Source organism: Cupriavidus sp. FW306-01-F10A (assembly GCF_058782785.1).
This window is the reverse complement of record NZ_JBYSYA010000003.1, coordinates 325,764-345,069: the sequence shown is the minus strand read 5'-3', so window position 1 is coordinate 345,069 and position 19,306 is coordinate 325,764. Positions and strand designations below refer to the sequence as shown.

The window sequence follows — 19,306 nt, the reverse complement described above, 5'->3', positions numbered from 1 at the left end:
ATGGCTCTGTTCCGCGGGTCAGTTCAGTTTCACCAGGGCGCCCTTGAGCTCGAGCATGCCGCCGCTTTCCACCGTCTGCGCGGCCGACGCCTTCTGCCGGACCATCATGGCTTCGTTGCTCAGGGTGGTGCCGGCCTTGCTGCTCAGCGTGGTGCCGGCCTCGCACTGCAGCGAGGTTCCCGCCTTGAACGCGATCGATCCGCCGACCTCGATCACCAGGTTGCCGGCCACCGTGAGCTTGTAGTTGCCGCCAACGTCGTGCGCGAACGCCGCGCCGCTGGTGTGGGTCTCGTCGCCATCCGCCTTGACCTGGCGCGTGCCGCTCACCTTGTGCGTTTCATTGCCGGACCGCACTTCCAGCGCAAGGTCGCCGGCCTTGACCAGGTGCGATTCGCCGCCCGCCTCCACCGTGGTGGACAAGGTGTCTGCCACCGAAACCGTCATGGCGCGCTGGGCGCGCAGGAACAGCTCCTCGGCACCAGCCTTGTCTTCCATGCGCAGCTCATTGCCGGCCGACCCGCCCTTCGATGCGCGCGAACGGATCACGCTCTGCGTCTGCATGGCCGGCAGCGGCACCGGTACGCCGGACTGGCCGTTGTAGACGCTGCCGGTCACCAGCGGCCGGTCCGGGTCGCCATCGACATAGCCGACCACCACCTCCTGCCCTACGCGCGGCAGGAACAGGTGGCCCCAGCCGGCGCCGGCCCAGGCCTGCGCCACGCGGACCCAGCATGAGCTGTCCTGGTTAGCGCCGGGCGCACGGTCCCAGTGGAACTTCAGCTTGATGCGGCCATGCGCATCGGTCCAGATCTCTTCGCCCTGGGACCCGGCCACGGTCGCGGTGTGCGTGCCGGCGACCAGCGGCCGCGGCGTGCTGAGCGGCGCGCGGAATGGCACCGACAGCGGCAACACCGACACGGTATTGCCATAGGCATCACCGCTCCAGGCATGCTCCACCGCGCGCACCACGTAGGCGATATCGAGCGCGGGATCGACGTGGCCGTGCAGCGTGAAGCGGATGCCCGCGGCCAGGTGGTGGCACGCGCTCTCGCCCATGCCCGTCTGCGCCTGGGCCTGCTGCGCGCCGACCCGGATCGCGGCCTTGCGGCTGGCGTCGGCGGCATCCTTGTGCCGGCCGGGAAACACGTACTGCTGCGCCACCGGCGCCGCGCCGGCCTGGGCGGTGCCCTCCGAAGTCCGGGCCTGCAGGTAATCGTAGTCGGCCAGCACCTGCGTCGCGGCGCCAAGCTGGCGCGCCATGCCGAAGGCGAGCATCCGTGCCGCGCCGGCCTGCGGGCGCTCCATGTCATGCATCGCCAGGTCGGCGCAGTGCGCGCCGGGCGGGTGGGCCGACGGGCTGTCGGCCAGCACCATGGTGTGCGCGCCGTCCGCGAAGGTGAAGAAGTAGAAGATGCCTTCCTCCTCCATCAGCCGCGAGATGAAGTCGAACGGGCTTTCGTCGTACTGCACGCAGTACTCGCGCACCGGGTAGCGCGTTTCGGTGATGCAGGCCTCGAACGCCACGTCGAAGGACTGCAGCACGCGGCGGATGATCTGCGGCGCGGACAGGTTCTGGTAGATGGCGCGGTCGCGCCCGAGGGTCAGCAGCCACAGCCGCGGCGCCAGTTCCGCGGTGTAGAAGCCATGGTTGTGGTCGACGCCGGCGTGGGCAAAGCGCGTGACGATGCCGTTCAGGTAGCGGGGCGCGCCGCCCGGGTGCTGCAGCGTGACGGTAAGGCGCTGGCCCACGATGCGGCCCGGGTCGAGCGCCTTGTCCGCCGAGCGCATGCGCAGGCTGAAGCGGAACAGCTCGGATATTGCCTCGCGCCCGGCAAAGCCATCGAGCAGCAGCACGTCGCCGCCAAACGGCGTGGCCAGTGTCGCGAAGCTGCCGGCCTGGGTGGCCTGTGTCGGGATCATGCGTCAGCGCCCCTCTTGCGGCAGGAAGCGGAACGCCACGCCGCCGCCGGTGTCGAGCGAGAGATGCACGCCGCCGAACGGCTCCGAGATCGACAGCTGCTCCAGCACGCGCCGCGCCAGTTCCGGCAGCACCGACTGGGTCAGGATATGGTCGACATTGCGCGCGCCGCTGTCGACCTCGGTGCAGCGCTGCGTGATCGCCTGCGCCAGTGCCTCGTCCCAGCTCAGGCGCGCGTTGTGGTTGCGCGCGAAGCGTTGCGCCAGCCGGGTGAGCTTGAGGTCGACGATATTGCGGATCTGCGCATCGCCCAGGTGGTAGTACGGCACCAGCACCAGGCGCGCCAGGAACGCCGGGCTGAACTGCCTGAGCAGCGCGGGGCGCAGCTTCTCGACCAGTTCCTGCGGCGGCGGGCGCCGGCCGCCGCGCGACGCCTCGGTGATCACGTCCTGCGCCGCGTTCGAGGTCAGCAGGATCACCGTGTTGCGGAAATCGATCGGCACGCCTTCGCCGTCTTCCATCACGCCCTTGTCGAAGACCTGGAAGAACAGCTCCAGCACGTCGGGATGCGCCTTCTCCATCTCGTCGAGCAGCACCACACTGTACGGGCGGCGGCGCACCGCCTCGGTGAGCACGCCACCCCGGCCGTAACCGACGTAGCCCGGCGGCGCGCCCTTCAGGCCCGACACGCTGTGGGCCTCCTGGAACTCCGACATGTTGACCGTGATCATGTTGCGCTCGCCGCCGTAGAGCAGGTCGGCCAGCGCATGCGCGGTCTCGGTCTTGCCGACGCCGCTCGGTCCGACCAGCAGGAACACGCCGACCGGCTTGCCCGGGTCATCGAGATCGGCGCGGAACGTGCGGATGCGGCGCGCGATCGCGTCGAGGGCCTCGTCCTGGCCCACCACGCGCTCGCCGAGCTTGTCCTGCAGGTACAGCACCGTGTGCAGTTCGTCGGCCAGCATGCGGCCGACCGGGACACCGGTCCAGCCTGAAATGACCTCGGCCACCGCGGCCGAGTCCACGCATACCGGCACCATCGGCTCATCGTTCTGCACCGCCTCCAGGCCTTTTTCCAGGCGCGCGAGACTGGCGCCAAGCGACTCCGCGCTGTCGGCGTTGTCGTCGTCCTCATGCCTCGCCGCACCGTCGGCTCCGGCCTCGGCCTGGCTCTCCTGCTCAAGGAACGCCGCGATCCTGCGGCGCCAGGCCAGGATTTCCTCGACGGCCAGCTTCTCGGTGGCGAGCTTGTCGCTGAGCCGCGCGTGCTGCGCCCGGGCTTCGTCGCGCTGGCGCGTGACGGCAGCGATTTCGTCGGCGCGCCCGCTGCCGGTGGCGGCCTCATGGCGCAGGATGCGCAGTTGGTTCTCGGCGCTTTCGATCGAGCGCCCAAGCGCTTCGATCGCCTCGGGCACGCCGCTCTGCGCGGCCGCCACGCGGGCGCAGGCGGTGTCGAGCACGCTGATGGCCTTGTCGGGCAACTGCCGGCCCGAGACATAGCGGTGCGACAGCTTGACCGCGTCGCGCACGGCGTCGTCGAGGATCTCCACGCCGTGGTGCGCTTCAAGCTTGCGCACCATGCCGCGCAGCATGTCCACGGCCGCGGCCTCGGCCGGCTCGTCCACCTTGACGATCTGGAAACGGCGCGCGAGCGCTGGGTCACGCTCGATGTACTTCTTGTACTCGGCCCAGGTGGTCGCGGCAATGGTGCGCAACTCGCCGCGCGCCAGCGCAGGCTTGAGCAGGTTGGCGGCATCGCCCTGCCCTTCGCTGCCGCCGGCGCCGATCAGCTGGTGCGCTTCGTCGATAAACAGGATCACCGGCACCGGCGAGGCCGCCACCTCGGCGATCACGGACTTGAGCCGGTTCTCGAACTCGCCCTTGACGCCGGCGCCGGCCTGCAGCAACGCCAGGTCCAGCGAGCGCACCGACACCTGGCGCAGCGCCGGCGGCACGTCGCCGGAGACGATGCGCTGGGCAAAGCCTTCGACCACTGCGGTCTTGCCCACGCCGGCCTCGCCGGTCAGGATCGGGTTGTTCTGGCGGCGGCGCAGCAGCACATCGACCAGTTGCCGGATTTCACTGTCGCGCCCGCGCACCGGATCGATCGCGCCGGCTCGCGCCAGCGCAGTCAGGTCGACAGTGAACTGCTCCAGCGCCGATGCCTGCCCGCTGCCGGGTCCGCGCTGCGGCATGCCGAACGCTGCCGTGGCCGCCGCTGCCGGGATTGCATCGGTTCCGGACCCGCCGCCAATGGCGGATGCCCCCAGCAGCGCTGGCAGGGCCTCGCGCAGCGCCGCACGCGGAATCCGCAGCAGCGCCGGCGCCGATTCCAGCAGCATGCCGCGCAGGCTTTCCACCTCCAGCAGTGCCAGCAGCAGCGTGCCGGCGCGCACTTGCTGTTCGCCGAGCAGCATCGAACTGAGCAGCCAGGCTTCCTGGAACAGCGGCGAGAAGTTGGGCGACAGCGCCGGCGTGCGGCCGTTGCCGCGCTTGAAGCCGTCGATCGCCTTCTGCAACTGCGACACCACCTGCGCGGGCGCGAGGTCGAAATGCGCGAGGATCGCCTGCAGGTCCGTGGCGCCGCCTTCCAGCAATTGCAGCAGCAGGTGCTCGACGTCGACGCTGTAGTGCGTTTGCCGGACGCAAAGCTGGGCGGCCTGCTCCATCGCGTGCCGGCACTCGGGATTGAGGCGGCTGAGCAGCGTGCGGATATCGATGTCCATGTTTGTGCCGGTCAGGATGCGTGCGCTCGCAACGCCAGTTGCACCGGCGCGGGCCGTGCCTGGGCGCCGCCGGCTAGCCAGGCGGTCCAGCCCAGGCGCGCACCCAGCCCCAGCCCCGCGGGCTGGCGCGTGCCGAGATGGAGCGCGAGCCGCACGTCGAGCGGTTGCGGCACATAGGCGCGTACCAGCGCCGCGACCAGCGCGTGGTCGCGCCCGCCAGGCAGCAGGGCGCGCAGGCGCTCGGCCCCGGGCACCTGCACATCAAGCCTGATGCCGGCGGCCTGGTCCCACGTGCGCCGCCCCAGCACCGCGCCGCCGCCGAGCGTGATCCCCCCGGCTGCACCGCGTCCGCCGAGCCGCACGGCATCGCTGGCTTCAACCGGCAGCCAGCCGCCGAGACACTGCGTCCCGCTCACGCGCAAGCCGAGACGGTCCCCCAGCATGGCCAGCAACCCCGCCATCGAACGCGGCGCCGCACCCAGCAGCCCGGCATGGCGCAGCCACGGCGCCGCGCCGGCGGGTGCATTGGCGGTTGAGGGCCCACGCTGCAAGCCGAGGTTGCTGAGCGCATCCAGGCACGCCGCCAGCGTGCCGCCGGTCGGGCGCTGGCCGCCCAGTGCGGGCGAGTGCTTGCGCCGGCCGCGACACAGGAAGGACAGGAAGCGGTGATTGAAGCTGTCGAGCAGGTCGCCCATCGCGGGGTCGCGCGCGGCGCGGCGCTCAAGCAGCATCTCGGTGTAGGCCAGCGGCAGCGGCCCGCCTGCCCCCGCCAGCGACATCACGGGGGTCGTCAGCGTGAACGGGCGCCCGCCCCGGCCAGCACCTTCGGTGGACGCGTGCACCGCGCCGATATCGCGCGGCTGGAAGGCCAGCGAGACCAGTCCGCGCAGGCGCACCGCCTCCCCGGCGCCGTTGCCGCGGCCGACCGGCTGTGCCCCCGGCACCGCGCGTTCAATCAGGCTGATGGCCTGGAACAGGTCGAAACCGGCCGGGTTGGACGCCAGGCAGTCGATCAAAGCAGCTGCTGGCTGCCCGTCATCGCGGGCCATTGCTTCCATATCTCGTCTCCGCGGCGCACGACCAGCCGCACGAAGGAATTGACTGAGGCATATAGCGCAAGGAAGCGCGCCAGCACCGCTCCCAGCAGCAGCGGCGAGCCGCCGACAAAGGCATCCGGATCGAACTCGATCGAGACCTCGGTGCCACGGCAGTAGCCGCGCCAGGCCTCGGTGCCCACGTGCGCGGCCGCGCCGCGCGCGCGCACGCTGCGGATGCCCCGCACCTGGTCCTGCTGGCGGTGGCCGTTGCCCGCGAACAGGCGCAGCATCTGCTGCACCTCATGGCGCCCGGTGCCACCGCCGGCCAGGGTGCCGTGGTGCAGCGTCAGCAGCGAGATCAGCGGCCACAAGGTCTCGCTGCCCATGGGCGGATTGCGCTGCACGGTCGGCTCATAGAGGCAGCGCACCTGCGCGTACTGCGACACATCCTCCAGCACCATGCGCGCCCCCACCGGCACCTGCTCCGCGAGCCGGCGATTGGTGCACAGCACGTTGGCATAGACCACGGGTGCCGCCGGCAGGCGCTGCACGTTGCCCGCATCGACAAAGCTGAGATACATGTCGGTGCCGGACAGGTTGGCCCGCAAGGTCGGCTCGCGGCGCGCGTGCCAGAACAGCTCGCCTTCGGCCGGGTCGTCGGTGGCCGCCGCAAACGGCGGCACCGCCAGCGAGCGGTCGCTGGCCGGATCCGACAGCACCACCGACCGGATCGAATGGATCTCGGTCATCGCCTCGCGGCGCTGGTCCGCCACCAGCCGGTACTCATAGTGCCGGTGGTCGAGCATGATGGGCTCGCTGGTCTGCGAGAACAGGTTGATCGCCGGCACGCAGCCAAGCCGGAACATGCCGGCATGCAGCCGGTCCAGCCCGGGCGCGCTGCGCTGCAGGCGCAGCACCACGTCGCAGCTGCGGCCCTTGCCAAGCCGGCCGGCGGGCAGGTCCAGGTCGAAGAAGTGAAACTTGCGCGCGAAGGCGAAGTACTCCTGCATCAGCCCGTAGGCCGGCTGCGCATGCGGCGGCTGCGGCAGCACGTTCTCGCCGGGGCCGTAGCCGGCCTCGCGCCACGCGCTGGCGGGCAGCCACGCCGGCGGGCCATCTGGCGGTTCGACGCTGACGCCGGCCACGCTGGTGACCAGCAGTTCATACAACGGCACGGTCACCATCCAGTCGCCGTGCAGATGGATGCGCAGCGTTCCCAGTCCGAGCTCGGAGAAATCGACGCCGTCGGCGCATTCAAGCGTCAGCCGCAGGCCGTTGTCGTCGGTCATGCGCGCGTGCGTGACCGCCAGCGGCCACAGCGTCGTGTCCCATGCCGTGCGGAAGCGGCACATCTCGCCGCCCTCGGTGCGTGCATGCAGGCCGGTGTGGCGCGGCACGGCGTAGCCGGTGGTCACCTTGCCCTGGGCCGCGTCGAGATCGAACTGCACCACCGTCATCGACGGCACCGGCTGCACCAGCGACGGGCACACGTTCTCCAGCAGCGCTGCGGCAACTTGCGGGAACACCTGGTCCAGGTCGCGATGCACACGCGCCGCCAGGAAGGCGGTGGCTTCGATCAGGCGCTCGGTATGCGGGTCGAGCGATTCGGTGCCATGCAGCGCAATGCGCGCGGCCACGTTGGGATAGCGCTCGGCAAACGCGGCGCCTTCCGTGCGCAGGTAGGCAAGCTCGCGCTTGTAGTACGGCAGGATGCCGCCGTCGCCGGCACCGTCTGCGATGCCCTCAGCCATGATCGCCCCAGCGCGGGTCAGCGGGCTGGCCTGCCGCGGCGAGCTCGAACGCCACGCGCACCGGCGCGGCGCCCAGCGGCAACTCGCCGTCGATCACCAGGACCGGGCGCGGGGTGTCGCGCTCGGCAAAGCGTACGCGCGCCTGGCGCAGGCGCGGCTCGAACATCGCGATCGCATGGGCAACCAGCGCCGCAATCGCGTCGCAGTCCGGCACCGACTGGAACGAGCGGAAGGAGAAGTCCGGCACACCGTAGTCGAGCACGGTCCCGTCCGACTCCAGGAACTGCGCCGCCGTCAGCCGCGAGCGCGTATTGAGCAGCCGGGCAAGCTCGCGCGCCACCGACTGGCGCAGCGGCTCGCCCTGGAGCAACTGCGCCGAGGGGGCGTTCGCACCCGCCGACAGCCGCTCGAACAGCGGCATCGGCGACCCGGTGACGATGACGGACATGTGCAGCCCCGCTTACGCCGCCTTCTTCTGCGGCTCCGGCGGCGCGGACACTGCGCAGGCCATGTTCTCCACCAGGTCCCAGCCGAACGCTGCCGTGCCTTCCTTCTGCGCGTCGCCCTTCTGTTGCGTGAAGAACGCGGTGATGCGGGTGAAGTCGAGCGTGAACGTGTCGGAGGAATCGCCCATGCCGCCAGCGGTCTGGATGGACTCGACGATCGCGTCGCTCAGCGTGTAGGTCATCTCCGAGCGGAACGCACCGTCTTCGGTTCGTCCGATCTCGAGTTTCACATCGCCGAGCGACTTGCCGGCGGCGCACGCGGCGTACAGACCGGGCGTGGCCTGGTCGGTCTTCTTTGACATCGTCATGCTCTGGAACTGCGCCTTGCCCGAGGTGCGCTTCGAGTTGGCCGGGTCATTGGTCACGGCCATCGCCACGCCGTGCGAGAACGAATAGATCTGGATGCGCTCGGCGGCACGGCCAGTCTGCTGCTTGTTGCTGCCCTTGATCTCGGGGATGTCGAGAATGATGGTGTCCATGGTGTCTGTGCTCTCTCAGTTCCGTTATGTCCGGGGATGCCGGATGCGAGCCTGCCGGTCTACGCTGCCGCTGCCGGCAGGTCTGCAACCAGGCGGATCGATGCGGTCAGTTCTTCCATCTGGAAGTGCGGCTTCAGGAAACACGTGGCACGGTAGGCGCCGGGCTTGCCCGGCACCTCGGTCACGTCGACGCGCGCGGCGCTCAGCGGAAAGCGCGACTTGGCCTCCGGCGTCGCGGAGGGATTGAGCAGCACGTAGTCGGCGATCCAGTTGTTCAGGTAGCGCTCCACGTCCCCGCGCGTCTGGAAGCTGCCCACCTTGTCGCGCATGATCACCTTCAGGTAGTGCGCAAAGCGCGAAGCCGCCAGCACATACGGCAGACGGGCAGACAACTGCGCGTTGGCGTTGGCCTGGTCCTTGTTGTAGACCTTGGGCTTGTTTGCCGTCTGGCTGCCAAAGAAGGTGGCGCTGTTCGAGCCCTTGGCGTTGACGATGGCGATAAAGCCCAGGTCGTTGAGCTCCTTCTCGCGGCGATCGGTGATGGTGACTTCGGTCGGGCACTTGAGCGCGACGTCGCCTTCATCCGTCTTGTAGGTATGCGCAACCAGGCCGTCAACCTTGCCGCCGCCTTCAACGCCGCGGATGGCGGTCGACCAGCTGTACTTGGCATGCGCGTCGGTGATGCGCAGGCCCAGCTGGTAGGCCGAGTTGGCCCACAGGTACTTGCTGTGGTCGGTGCCGTCGACGTCTTCTTCGAAATTGAAGCTCTCGACCGGATTGGTCCTGGCGCCGTAAGGCAGGCGCGCCGCGTAGGACGGCAGCACCAGCGACACATAGCGCGAATCCTCGGTTTCGCGGAAGCCGCGCCACTGCGCCAGCTCCGCGCTCTCGAAGATCTTGGCCAGGTCGCGCGTCACGCCCAGCTCGGTGAAAGCGCGCAGGTCGAACAGGCTCGGCGCCGCGCTGGTGATGAACGGTGCATGGGCGGCAGCTGCCACCTTCGAGATCCGCTCAAGCAGCGCCACGTCCTGCGGATGGCGGCCGAAGCTGTAGTCGCCGATCAGCAGCGTATAGGGATGGCCGCCGAAGGTGCCGTACTCTTCTTCGTAGATCTTCTTGAACAGCACGCTCATGTCGTGGTCGACTGCGGTTTCAAGATCCTTCAGCAGCTCGGCCTTGGTCACGTTGAGCAGGCGCAGCTTCAGGCTGGTGCCGGTCTCGGTGCCGTAGACCATGTCGTGCAGGCCGGTCCACGCGCCTTCCAGCGCCTGGAACGCGGGGTCGTGCATGATGGCGTTGAGCTGGTCGCTCAGCAGGCGGTCGATCTCGGCCACGCGCTCGTTGATGGTTGCCACCAGGCTCTTGTCCGGGCTGGTGCGCATGCCCTCGTCAAGGATCTGCGAGGCCAGCTGGCCGATCAGCTTCCTGGCATAGCCGCTCTGCGACGGCTCCACCGCCATATTGCCTTCCTGCACGATACGGTCGAGCAGCGTCAGTTCACGCTCGGCTGCGGCGGTGGTGCTCCCCTTTGATTCGGCGCTCGCGTTGTCCGCTGCGGAGTTCTTTGCCATCTGGTTCACCCTTTGTGAATTCGTTGCGTCCTGCGGGCCTCGATGCCCGCGCCCCGCCGCCGCGTCATGCCGGCGTGGCGTCTCCGGTTTCCGGCTGTGCCGCCGCGGCGCCGGCGTCGGCTTCGCTGCGCAGCAGCTTGAGCTCATCGGCGTTGTTGACGATGCGCTCAAGCAGCACGTCGAGTTCGTCGTTGCCATCGAGCTTGCCGAGCAGGTCGCGCAGTTGCTGGCGTGCTTCCAGCAGCTTGGCCAGGCGCGGCACCTGTGCCACCAGGCTTTCCGGGTGGAAGTCGCTGAACTTGCCGAAGCGCAGTTCGACCTTGAGATTGGCGTCGCCCTTCATGGTGTCGGGCACGGACAGCTCCAGGCGCGGTGCGATCTTGCCCATGATCTCGTCGAAGTTGTCGCGGTCGATCTCGATGAAGCGCCGTTCCTTGAGCTTGGGCGGCGGCACCGCCGGTTGCCCGGACAGGTCCGCCAGCAGGCCGACCACCATGGGCAGCTCGCGCTTCTCGACCGCGTCACCGACCTCTACGTCATATGAAATCTGGACCCGAGGCGGGCGATTTCGCCCTACCCACTTCTGCAGACTATTGGACATGGAACTCTCCGGAAGGACTCGAATGTGTCCGGTCAAATCATCGGTTTCGCACGGCAGCCCGTGCTGAAGGCAAAACCAGTCCCCCGGGCCGGCGCAACCGGTCCGAAAAAGGTCGAAGCGCATCGCGCCGCAGGGCCGGCATGGCGGCTGCGGAAGGCGGATACCCTCGCTGGCAAACCCACTTTTTGTTACCCGTTCCTACCTGGCGCAGAGCGCAGGCAGCAGGCTGCACGCGCTCGACCCCGCCGGTGGCTCCGCGCCAGCCGGCTCGCGCATGGCGTGCTGCGGCACGACGAAGGCACCTTGTCTTTGCGCGCCGTTCCATCGTTGACCCTTGCTGTGTTTCTAGTTGCGGCGCGCAAATTCAAGCGGAATTTAAGGTGACGGTGAGGTCGGGCACAATCCCTGAGAATTGGTATTTTGATGAGCAGGGCTGCCGCCCGAGGTTGCGCCGCGCGGTATTGCAAACCTGCCTGGCTGGCCCCCAGCCTCATTCGGGGGAGATGGCTTGCCCCCACGCGCGGCAGCCGCCTCTGCCTGATTTCAGGTATAGGAAAAACCGCCTGATTGGGCTTTACTTCTACCCAAGGCCCAGCTGCATGCCACGTCAATGCCGTGGCATGCGCCGCTACCAAGGGTCAAACCAGAACGAGAAAGGGGTCAGCCATGTCAATCGCATACGACAGTTGCCGTATTGCACCACCGCGGGTCCGATGGTGAAATCAGCGCCGCTGATCATCTGAACTGCACCCGACCGACCGGGCATGCAGCTCGCATCCCTGGTCGCACCAGCCCCCATGCCTTTCTCCATGCCAACGAACGCGACGCTCTCCGATAGCCGCCGAAACGTCATGCGTGGCCAACTGCTGCTGGTCGGGCACGAGAGCCCGATGCTGACGCGCCTTTGCGGGATCCTCACCGTGCTCGACTACGCGGCCGGCGCGCTCTCGTTCGCGGGCACCATCGCGCAGGCCTGCGCGATGGTGGAGCAGGGTCCGTTCGACATGGCGCTGGTCGACACCAGCCTGCCCGATGGCGGTGGCATCGAGCTGATCCGATGCCTGCGCGAGCGTGCCCCGGATCTGCCCATCGTCGTGATTGCATCACCGGGCACGGACACGGAAATCGTCGGCGCGCTGATCGCCGGCGCCACCGGCTACCTGCTCAAGGAGCGCGACGACATCGAGCTGACGGTGTGCCTGCGGGGCGCGCTGCGCGGTGGCACGCCGATCGATCCGTCCATTGCCAAGCGGCTACTCACGGCATTGGTACCCAAGGCCGCACCCGCCGAGACCAGGCTTTCACCGACGGGAAGCGCAAAGCCGCTGCTCAGCGCACGCGAGACCGAGATCCTCGTCTTCATCAACAAGGGGTCGACCAACCGCGAGATCGCCGACGCACTGTCACTGTCGCGGCTGACGATCGAGTCGCACGTCAAGAACATCTATAAGAAGCTGGCGGTCAAGACGCGCACGCAGGCTATCTTTGAGGCGCGTGCGTACGGCGTGCTGAACTGAGGCGCGCCCCCTTGCGCCAGCGGCGCTTGCAGCCCATCCGGCGCACCGTTTTCCGTCAAGCGGCGCCCCACGGCCGGTCTGGCTTCACGAGCTGACCTCATGCGCCGGTGCCCCGATGCTGATTGGCTTGCCGCCGGACAGCGTGGACAGGACGCCCCAGTCTGCGACGGTGAAACCGTTGGCCTGCACGATCACATGGAATTCCCCCGAAGTCAGCTGGCTGGCCTGGGCCAGCAGGGCGGGGTTGTAGTTGTCGACGAAATCGTAGTCGGCGGTATCCATGGATTGGTCCATGCGGTCCGGTGGGCGGGAACAGGGCTGGCCCGGCAGCCTTCTTGGCGTGCGCAGGAAGTTTAGGTATAAAGTAATTGATTGCGCGCCTTCCCTCGCTGCGCAGGCGAGCCAGGACACGCTGCAATCCGCCAGGAGTGAGACGATGCAGACCACCCCCCAGTCACCCGCCGAACAGCCCTCTTCGCCAGCGGGTGATGACAACTGCGCGCCACGAGGCATGCTGGCGAACTACCCCTCCTTTCGCTCCGAGGATGTGAAGGAGGCCCAGGGCAAGATCGCTTCGGTATTTTGCCCGCATGAACTGCGAGTGGTCGGCGCATTGCAGCAATTGCACGTCCAGCACAATCTGGTACGACTGCATGAGACCGCAATCAACTTCCTTGCCTATGGCGCCCATGTAGAGATCGACCCTGGCTGCCTAAAGCACTTCTATCTCGCCCAGATCCCGGTTGCGGGCCATGCCGAAATCAAGTGTGGCTCGCAGGAGATACTTTCCGACGTCCGCACCGCCAGCCTGCTGAGTCCAGACACCCCAACCCGAATGCACTGGCACGAGGATTGTGCGCAAGTCCTGCTCTGGATTCAGAAGGAAGCCATCGAGCAACGTTTCGCATTGCTGACCGGGCGCGATCCCAGCGGGCCCCTTTCATTCGATCCGGCGTTGCCCCAGCACGCTGGGCTCTCGAGTCCATGGAGCCAGTCCGTACTCGACCTTACCAGGAATATCGACCAGCACGGCACCAACTGGCTCCAGTTTCCGGCCGCGGTGGCGTCGATGGAGGACTACCTGCTGCGGATGCTGCTGCTGCTTCAACCGCACACCCACACCTATCTCCTTGCGCGCAACGCCGAACCCGCCAGGCCACGTCATATGCAGCGGGTGATAGATTATGTCCACGCGAATGCCGACACACCGCTGACCGTCGCCGACCTGGCGCAAGTCGCCTGCGTGAGCATCCGGGCGCTGGAAGAAGGCTTTCGCCGCCATCTCGATACGACGCCGTTGGCCTATCTGCGGGATGCCAGACTGGACTGCGTCCGACAAGCGTTGATTGCTGCCGCCGGAGCGGAGCAGGCCTCCATCACGGATATTGCATATCGCTTTGGCTTTACACATCTCGGCCGGTTTGCGGCCTACTACAAGAAGCGCTTCGGCGTTTCTCCGTCGGCGACCCTGCGCAGGGGCGCAGCGGAGCGCCACGTCCGCGATGCCGGGCGTTGAAACTCAGCAGGCTCTCTAGCCTCTCAATACCCCTGCGGCCTCGCCCCGTTTCACTGCCTTGCAGTTGTTGATACAACAACGCCAGCCCGCGCTCGCGGGTGAACGGTTACCTGCACGCCCGGCCATCCGGCAAGGCCATCGCGCCACCCTTTCCTGACTCCCCGCCTCCTTTTCCCGGTCCGCCAGCAACGGCTCGTTATCTGGATATTTGCCGGCGGATTGTGGATAGCAGCGTCATCACCGCTACACCAAACTAGGTTGCACATGGCTACATGCGAGGCAATACAACAAGTGGAGACGGACATGCAAGGAATCGAAGGCAAGACGGCGATTGTCACCGGTGGCGCAACGATGATTGGCGAGGCAGTGGTATCGGCCCTGGTCTCGGCTGGCGCCAACGTCGTGGTCGTCGACATCGACCAGCAAGGGGGCCGCAATGTTGCCGAGCGGCATCCGGAGCGCTGCCGCTATGTGGCCGTGGACGTGACCAGCGATGCCGACATCGCTGCCTGCATCGCCGACACCATGGAGACCTTCCGCGGCATCGACCTGCTCGTCAACTGTGCCTGCACCTACGTGGATAACGGTGCCGATTCCACACGCGAGCAGTGGCTGGAATCCTACAACGTCAATGTCGTCGGCGCGGCGATGATGCTGAAGGCGTGCGTGCCGGAGATGAAAAAGCGCGGCGGCGGTGCGGTCGTCAACTTTGCCTCGATCTCCGCGGGCGTGGCGCAGACGGGGCGCTGGCTGTACCCGATTACCAAGGCAGCGATGCAGCAATTCACACGTAGCGCCGCATTGGATCTAGCCCCGGACAACATTCGAGTCAACTCGGTCTCGCCGGGCTGGACGTGGTCCTCCGTCATCAGCGCGCTGAGCGGCGGCGACAAGGCGAAAGCCGACGGTATCGCCGCAGATTTCCACCCGCTCGGCCGGCTCGGCAAGCCAGAAGAAGTCGCGCAAGTGGTTCTCTTCCTCCTGTCAGATGCTTCCGCCTTTGTTACCGGCGCCGACTATGCATGTGACGGCGGATACGGCGCCCTCGGCCCCGAGGGTCGGCAAGCAGCCATCAACCGGCTGACGGCATAAGCCGGCCGGTGATTCCGGGCGACCCCGGTTCGGCCGGAACGAAGTGAATTGCACACAAGACAATGCCACAGGAGAGACACATGATCCCCCATTCCATCGACAAGATCACGCCGCGCAAGATTGCGATTGTTGGCGCGGGTCAGGCAGGACTATTGCTCGGCTGCGGCCTGCTGGATCAAGGCTATGAGGTCACGCTGGTGACAAACCGCACCGCTGACGAGGTATGGAGCGGCAAAGTGATGTCGTCCCAGTGCATCTTCGACCAAGCACTCCAGATCGAGCGCGATTTCCGCATGAATCAATGGGAAAGGCAGTGCCCCACGGTGGACGGCATCGGCCTGACCATCCCTACCGACGACGGCAAGGGCGAAGTTGCCATCCACTGGCGCGCCCGCCTGAATGCCTACGCCCAGTCTGTCGATCAACGTGTAAAGATGCCAGGCTGGATGGCGGAGTTCGAAAGCCGTGGCGGCATTCTGCGTATCGAAAATGTCGAGATTCCCCAGCTTGAAGCCTTGGCCGAATCTCATGATCTTGTTCTCCTGGCCGGTGGCAAGGGGGAGATCGTCAATCTGTTGACACGCAATGATGCACGCTCGCCTGTTCGTCATCCCCAACGTCAGTTGGCACTGGCTTACGTGACGGGCATGCAGCGCAGTGGTCCGTTTGAGTGCGTCAACTTTAATCTGATTCCCGGCATCGGCGAGTACTTTGTCTTCCCGGCGCTCACCACCCAGGGCAGTAGCGAAACCCAAGCCTGCGACATCATGGTCTTCGAAGCCATTCCCGGCGGCCCGATGGACCGCTGGGCAGACGTCAAGTCCGCCGACCAGCATCTGGATACCTGCCTGGGCATCCTGCGCGACTACCTGCCGTGGGAAAGCGAGCGCTGTGCCAATGTACGACTCACCGATGCCAATGGGATCCTGAGCGGACGCGTCACCCCGACCGTGCGCAACCCTACCCTTCCCCTGCCTTCCGGCCGGCTTGTAATGGGGCTCGGCGACGCGGTCATGGTCAACGACCCGATCACCGGCCAGGGCTCGAACAACGCCACCAAGGGCGCCCTGCACTATTTCGAGGCCATCCTGCGCCATGGGGACAAGCCCTTCGATAAGGCATGGATGCAGCAGACCTTCGACGGCCTTTACGAAGGCTATGCCGAACCGGTCATCCGTTGGACCAATTCCCTGCTTTTCCCGCCGCCATACCACATCGTCAAACTGCTGGCCACAGCGCAGCACGCGCCGCGCATCGCCCAGCGCATCGCCAACGGATTCAACGATCCGCGCGACTATGGCAGCTACTGGTTCAACGAGGAAGCCACCGAGGCCTGGATCGCTGAAGCGTCGCAGTCCAAGGCCGCCTGAGGCAAAAAAAGCCACCCATACGAAAGCAAGCAGCCTGCTCACCGTGAGACGGTTGAGCAGGCGACAGGAGACAGCCATGACCGACGCTCGCGAATTTCGGAATGCCCTCGGCCGCTTTGCCACCGGCGTAACCATCGTCACAACGCGCACCCCCGACGGAGAACCCTGGGGCGTGACCGTGAATAGTTTCAGCTCGGTATCGCTGGAGCCTCGCCTGGTGCTGTGGAGCCTCGCCAAGAGGTCCTACAGCCTCGAGGCATTCCAGAAGACCGGGAGTTTCGTGATCCACGTCCTGGCAGCCGACCAGGAACATGTCTCCAACCGCTTCGCACGCGGCGCGGAAGGCAAGTTTTCGGGAGTCCCCTGCACGGATGGCATCGATGGCTCGCCTGTCCTGTCAGGTTGCGCGGCGGTATTCCAATGCCGCAACACGCATCAGTATGACGGCGGCGATCACATCATCTTCCTGGGCGAGGTCCGGCACTTTGACACATCGGATCGGGAATCCCTGCTCTTCTACAAGGGCAACTACGCGCGTACCGCCAACGCTCTTACGGAGCTTTCAGAGCTGATCCGCACCGAATACGTCGCCGCGACCTGATTCCGGTACCGCACACGGCAATCCGTCTAAAGGAAGCTGGCCAACACCGCGACCGAACGCATTTGCCCGTCTCTCTATCCTTGCCCCCGGGATCATCCAATGAGTACGTATGACGCCGTCATTGTCGGCAGTGGTATCAATTCGCTCGTCTGCGCTGCCGTCCTGGCCAGACGCGGCAAGCGTGTCTGCGTGCTGGAACGCAATCGCACGCTGGGCGGATGCATTCGCACAGAGGCCCTGAATGCACCGGGCTATCTCCACGACACGTTGTCCACGGCACATCCGCTCTTTGTCACGTCGCCAGGCTACGCGGAGCTGAAGGATGAACTTCATCAGGCAGGGCTCAGCTACCGCAATAACGGTACGCCCACTGGCGTACTGTTGCCTGATAACCGTTCGCTGATTCTGAGCACGTCCCGTGAGCGCAATGTCAGCACATTCAATACGCTGGCAAGCGGCGACGGTGATGCCTTTCAGTCCGCCATGCAAGAGGTCGAGCAAAACGCCGGCCTGGTGTTCTCGCTGCTTGGCAACGAACTGTGGAGTGCCGGTGTTGCAAAGACCGTGGCCGGCCGCCTGTGGAAACAAGGCGTGCATGACACCGTCGCCTTCTTTTCCCCTGCCCTGATGAGTTGCCGCAGTTGGCTGGAGACCCGGGTCAAATCCGACCTGGTCCAGGCGCTGCTCGCGCCTTGGGTACTACATACAGGCCTTGGCCCGGAAAGCGCCATGTCTGCATTGATGGGAAAAGTCGTCGCCTTCACGCTAGAGGCGGTTGGCCTGCCTATCGTCCAAGGCGGCAATGCCCGTACTGTCGACGCCTTCCGCAGAGTCATCGAGAGCCGGGGTGGTGCTTTCCACGTCAATGCCGACGTCGAGGACATCCTGGTCGAGGGCGGCTCGGCGCGCGGCGTAAGGACGCGGGACAACCGCGTTTTCATGGGCAAGGAGATCATCTGCAACGTCACGCCCGGCCAGCTTTACGGAAAGCTGCTGGGCGCTGAGCACGTTCCCCCTGGCCTACGTCGGCAGGCAGCCGAGTACCGCTACGGCAAGGGGAACATGCAGATCCATTTGGCGCTGTCCGCCCCTCCGGACTGGCCCCAAGAACATCTGCGCGATGTCATCTACCTGCACCTTACCTCGGGTCTGGACGGTGTCTCCAGGGCAGTCAGCGAAGCAGAGCGAGGCCTGCTTCCAGCCGAAGGCACGATTTGCGTTGCCCAGCCTTGCGCTGTTGACCCTTCCAGAAGCCCGGCCGGAGGCTGGGTGCTCTGGATTCAGGTTCCGGAGTGTCCGCGTCAAGTCAAAGGCGATGCGCTTGGAGAGATCGCCGTTCCCGCGGATGGTCGCTGGACCGCCGAGCTCCGTGAGCGCTACGCCGACCGGATTATCGACCGCATTGCTCGCCAGGTTCCGAATCTCAAGGCGAGCGTCGTCGGGCGTACGGTCCTGTCCCCGGCGGATCTTGAGTCGATGAACGTCAACCTCGTCGGCGGCGATCCCTATTCCGGCGAATGCAGCATCGACCAGTTCATGTTCTGGCGTCCGGTCCCTGGCGTCAAGGATCACGCTACCCCGGTTAAACATCTGCACCACATCGGCGCCTCGACCCATCCAGGACCCGGTCTTGGCGGTACCTCCGGTTACCACGTCGCCAATGCGCTCGCAAAGAAACGGGCGAAATCCAACTCATAAGTGAAGCAACCACAGGGGACAACAACCATGAGCAACAGCCTCGCCCACTTTGCAGCGGATCTGCTGTCCGGCCGCATCCGCGTGGTGGACCTGACGCAGACCTTGAGTTCTGAATTTCCGACCATCTCGCTGCCTCCGGAGCTGGGCCAGACCTGGCCCTTCCGGCAAGAGACTATCTCGCGCTACGACGATCGCGGACCGAACTGGTACTGGAATAACTTCTCCTGCGGCGAACATACCGGGACCCACTTCGACGCACCAGTCCATTGGATCTCTGGCAAGGACTTGCCGGACAATACGACCGACACCATCCCTGCCGAAAAATTCTTCGCCACCGCCTGCGTCATCGACTGCTCGAGCGAGGCCGAGGAAGACCCGGACTACTTGCTCACTGTCGACGCCGTCAAAGCCTGGGAAGCACGGCATGGCCGCATCCCTCCGCGCTCCTGGGTCCTGATGCGCACCGACTGGTCCAAGCGCAATAGTCCCGAGGCGTACCTGAATGCGCGTGACGACGGCATGCACACACCTGGCCCTGACCTGGGCGTGGTCCAGTGGATGATTGCAGAGCGAGATGTCCATGGATTTGGCGTCGAAGCGATTGGCACCGACGCGGGCCAGTCCTATGGCTGGGAGTTGCCGTTCCCGTGCCATTACCTCATGCATGGCAACAACCGCTACGGTCTGCAATGCCTGACCAATCTCGACCAACTCCCGCCGCAGGGTGCATTGATTGTCGCCGCCCCGCTGAAGATCAAGGACGGTTCCGGCAGCCCGCTTCGCGTCCTGGCTCTTATTCCCGGTTGATATTCGCGGCGACAAATTCCGGGTTAAGTGGTCACCGCTTTCTGACGGAATAGGCCCGCGAGGCCCTGTGCTGTGCTTCTGTAGCCCTGCGAGGAGGCGGCGCTGATATTCGCCTC

16 protein-coding genes are annotated in these 19,306 nt (G+C 66.0%); 7 read left to right on the top strand and 9 right to left on the bottom strand.

What is annotated here, in order from left to right; all coding sequences use genetic code 11:
- Positions 1-18 precede the first annotated feature (18 nt).
- The 8 genes from tssI to tssB form a co-directional block, all read right to left on the bottom strand.
- Entirely contained in the window at positions 19-1,920 is a 1,902-nt protein-coding gene (gene tssI / locus AC3WLF_RS07085; protein ID WP_492357995.1) for a type VI secretion system tip protein TssI/VgrG, read from the bottom strand.
- A 3-nt stretch (positions 1,921-1,923) separates the two neighbouring features.
- Positions 1,924-4,644 (bottom strand): type VI secretion system ATPase TssH, encoded by a 2,721-nt coding sequence (tssH, locus tag AC3WLF_RS07080; protein WP_492355942.1) that lies wholly within the window; start codon positions 4,642-4,644, stop codon positions 1,924-1,926.
- Between the two features lie 11 nt (positions 4,645-4,655).
- On the bottom strand, positions 4,656-5,702 hold the full coding sequence (gene tssG, locus AC3WLF_RS07075) for a type VI secretion system baseplate subunit TssG (protein WP_492355941.1): 1,047 nt from the start codon (positions 5,700-5,702) through the stop codon (positions 4,656-4,658).
- The gene (gene tssF / locus AC3WLF_RS07070) at positions 5,657-7,432 is read right to left on the bottom strand and encodes a type VI secretion system baseplate subunit TssF (RefSeq protein ID WP_492355940.1); all 1,776 of its coding nucleotides are present in this window, start codon (positions 7,430-7,432) and stop codon (positions 5,657-5,659) included. Before tssF ends, tssG begins: the two co-directional genes overlap by 46 nt.
- Positions 7,425-7,880 (bottom strand): type VI secretion system baseplate subunit TssE, encoded by a 456-nt coding sequence (tssE, locus tag AC3WLF_RS07065; RefSeq protein WP_492318275.1) that lies wholly within the window; start codon positions 7,878-7,880, stop codon positions 7,425-7,427. The genes tssF and tssE overlap by 8 nt, the downstream gene beginning before the upstream one ends.
- Before the next feature lie 12 nt (positions 7,881-7,892).
- The gene (locus tag AC3WLF_RS07060) at positions 7,893-8,417 is read right to left on the bottom strand and encodes an Hcp family type VI secretion system effector (RefSeq protein WP_010810734.1); all 525 of its coding nucleotides are present in this window, start codon (positions 8,415-8,417) and stop codon (positions 7,893-7,895) included.
- 59 nt (positions 8,418-8,476) lie between these two features.
- Positions 8,477-9,988 carry a type VI secretion system contractile sheath large subunit gene (gene tssC, locus AC3WLF_RS07055; protein ID WP_492318274.1) on the bottom strand — a complete coding sequence of 504 codons (1,512 nt, stop codon included), beginning with the start codon at positions 9,986-9,988 and terminating at the stop codon, positions 8,477-8,479.
- A gap of 64 nt (positions 9,989-10,052) precedes the next feature.
- Complete coding sequence (gene tssB, locus AC3WLF_RS07050) at positions 10,053-10,589, bottom strand: type VI secretion system contractile sheath small subunit (RefSeq protein ID WP_492318273.1); 537 nt, start codon at positions 10,587-10,589, stop codon at positions 10,053-10,055.
- 797 nt (positions 10,590-11,386) lie between these two features.
- On the opposite strand from tssB, the gene AC3WLF_RS07045 reads away from it, so the two are divergent.
- Positions 11,387-12,106 carry a LuxR C-terminal-related transcriptional regulator gene (locus AC3WLF_RS07045; RefSeq protein WP_492357994.1) on the top strand — a complete coding sequence of 240 codons (720 nt, stop codon included), beginning with the start codon at positions 11,387-11,389 and terminating at the stop codon, positions 12,104-12,106.
- A gap of 84 nt (positions 12,107-12,190) precedes the next feature.
- On the opposite strand, the gene AC3WLF_RS07040 is transcribed toward AC3WLF_RS07045, so the two are convergent.
- Positions 12,191-12,400 carry a hypothetical protein gene (locus tag AC3WLF_RS07040; protein ID WP_492318271.1) on the bottom strand — a complete coding sequence of 70 codons (210 nt, stop codon included), beginning with the start codon at positions 12,398-12,400 and terminating at the stop codon, positions 12,191-12,193.
- Between the two features lie 142 nt (positions 12,401-12,542).
- Between AC3WLF_RS07040 and AC3WLF_RS07035 the strand changes: the two genes are divergently transcribed.
- The 6 genes from AC3WLF_RS07035 to AC3WLF_RS07010 all read left to right on the top strand — a co-directional run bounded on the left by AC3WLF_RS07035 (position 12,543) and on the right by AC3WLF_RS07010 (position 19,190).
- Positions 12,543-13,622, top strand: coding sequence for an AraC family transcriptional regulator (locus AC3WLF_RS07035; RefSeq protein WP_492355938.1), 1,080 nt, complete (start codon positions 12,543-12,545; stop codon positions 13,620-13,622).
- A gap of 303 nt (positions 13,623-13,925) precedes the next feature.
- The gene (locus AC3WLF_RS07030) at positions 13,926-14,714 is read left to right on the top strand and encodes an SDR family oxidoreductase (protein WP_492318269.1); all 789 of its coding nucleotides are present in this window, start codon (positions 13,926-13,928) and stop codon (positions 14,712-14,714) included.
- 80 nt (positions 14,715-14,794) lie between these two features.
- Complete coding sequence (locus AC3WLF_RS07025) at positions 14,795-16,084, top strand: styrene monooxygenase/indole monooxygenase family protein (protein WP_492355937.1); 1,290 nt, start codon at positions 14,795-14,797, stop codon at positions 16,082-16,084.
- A gap of 76 nt (positions 16,085-16,160) precedes the next feature.
- On the top strand, positions 16,161-16,685 hold the full coding sequence (locus AC3WLF_RS07020; protein ID WP_492318267.1) for a flavin reductase family protein: 525 nt from the start codon (positions 16,161-16,163) through the stop codon (positions 16,683-16,685).
- A gap of 99 nt (positions 16,686-16,784) precedes the next feature.
- Positions 16,785-18,383, top strand: coding sequence for a phytoene desaturase family protein (locus AC3WLF_RS07015; protein ID WP_492357993.1), 1,599 nt, complete (start codon positions 16,785-16,787; stop codon positions 18,381-18,383).
- Between the two features lie 27 nt (positions 18,384-18,410).
- Entirely contained in the window at positions 18,411-19,190 is a 780-nt protein-coding gene (locus tag AC3WLF_RS07010; protein WP_492350828.1) for a cyclase family protein, read from the top strand.
- Positions 19,191-19,306 lie beyond the last annotated feature (116 nt).

Coding starts and splice junctions, on each gene's coding strand:
- AC3WLF_RS07020 (WP_492318267.1), top strand. CDS start 16,161: ATGACCGACGCTCGCGAATTTCGGAATGCCCTCGGCCGCTTTGCCACC.
- tssB (WP_492318273.1), bottom strand. CDS start 10,589: ATGTCCAATAGTCTGCAGAAGTGGGTAGGGCGAAATCGCCCGCCTCGG.
- AC3WLF_RS07025 (WP_492355937.1), top strand. CDS start 14,795: ATGATCCCCCATTCCATCGACAAGATCACGCCGCGCAAGATTGCGATT.
- AC3WLF_RS07060 (WP_010810734.1), bottom strand. CDS start 8,417: ATGGACACCATCATTCTCGACATCCCCGAGATCAAGGGCAGCAACAAG.
- AC3WLF_RS07040 (WP_492318271.1), bottom strand. CDS start 12,400: ATGGACCAATCCATGGATACCGCCGACTACGATTTCGTCGACAACTAC.
- tssE (WP_492318275.1), bottom strand. CDS start 7,880: ATGTCCGTCATCGTCACCGGGTCGCCGATGCCGCTGTTCGAGCGGCTG.
- AC3WLF_RS07045 (WP_492357994.1), top strand. CDS start 11,387: ATGCCTTTCTCCATGCCAACGAACGCGACGCTCTCCGATAGCCGCCGA.
- tssF (WP_492355940.1), bottom strand. CDS start 7,432: ATGGCTGAGGGCATCGCAGACGGTGCCGGCGACGGCGGCATCCTGCCG.
- AC3WLF_RS07010 (WP_492350828.1), top strand. CDS start 18,411: ATGAGCAACAGCCTCGCCCACTTTGCAGCGGATCTGCTGTCCGGCCGC.
- tssI (WP_492357995.1), bottom strand. CDS start 1,920: ATGATCCCGACACAGGCCACCCAGGCCGGCAGCTTCGCGACACTGGCC.
- AC3WLF_RS07035 (WP_492355938.1), top strand. CDS start 12,543: ATGCAGACCACCCCCCAGTCACCCGCCGAACAGCCCTCTTCGCCAGCG.
- AC3WLF_RS07030 (WP_492318269.1), top strand. CDS start 13,926: ATGCAAGGAATCGAAGGCAAGACGGCGATTGTCACCGGTGGCGCAACG.
- tssH (WP_492355942.1), bottom strand. CDS start 4,644: ATGGACATCGATATCCGCACGCTGCTCAGCCGCCTCAATCCCGAGTGC.
- tssG (WP_492355941.1), bottom strand. CDS start 5,702: ATGGAAGCAATGGCCCGCGATGACGGGCAGCCAGCAGCTGCTTTGATC.
- tssC (WP_492318274.1), bottom strand. CDS start 9,988: ATGGCAAAGAACTCCGCAGCGGACAACGCGAGCGCCGAATCAAAGGGG.
- AC3WLF_RS07015 (WP_492357993.1), top strand. CDS start 16,785: ATGAGTACGTATGACGCCGTCATTGTCGGCAGTGGTATCAATTCGCTC.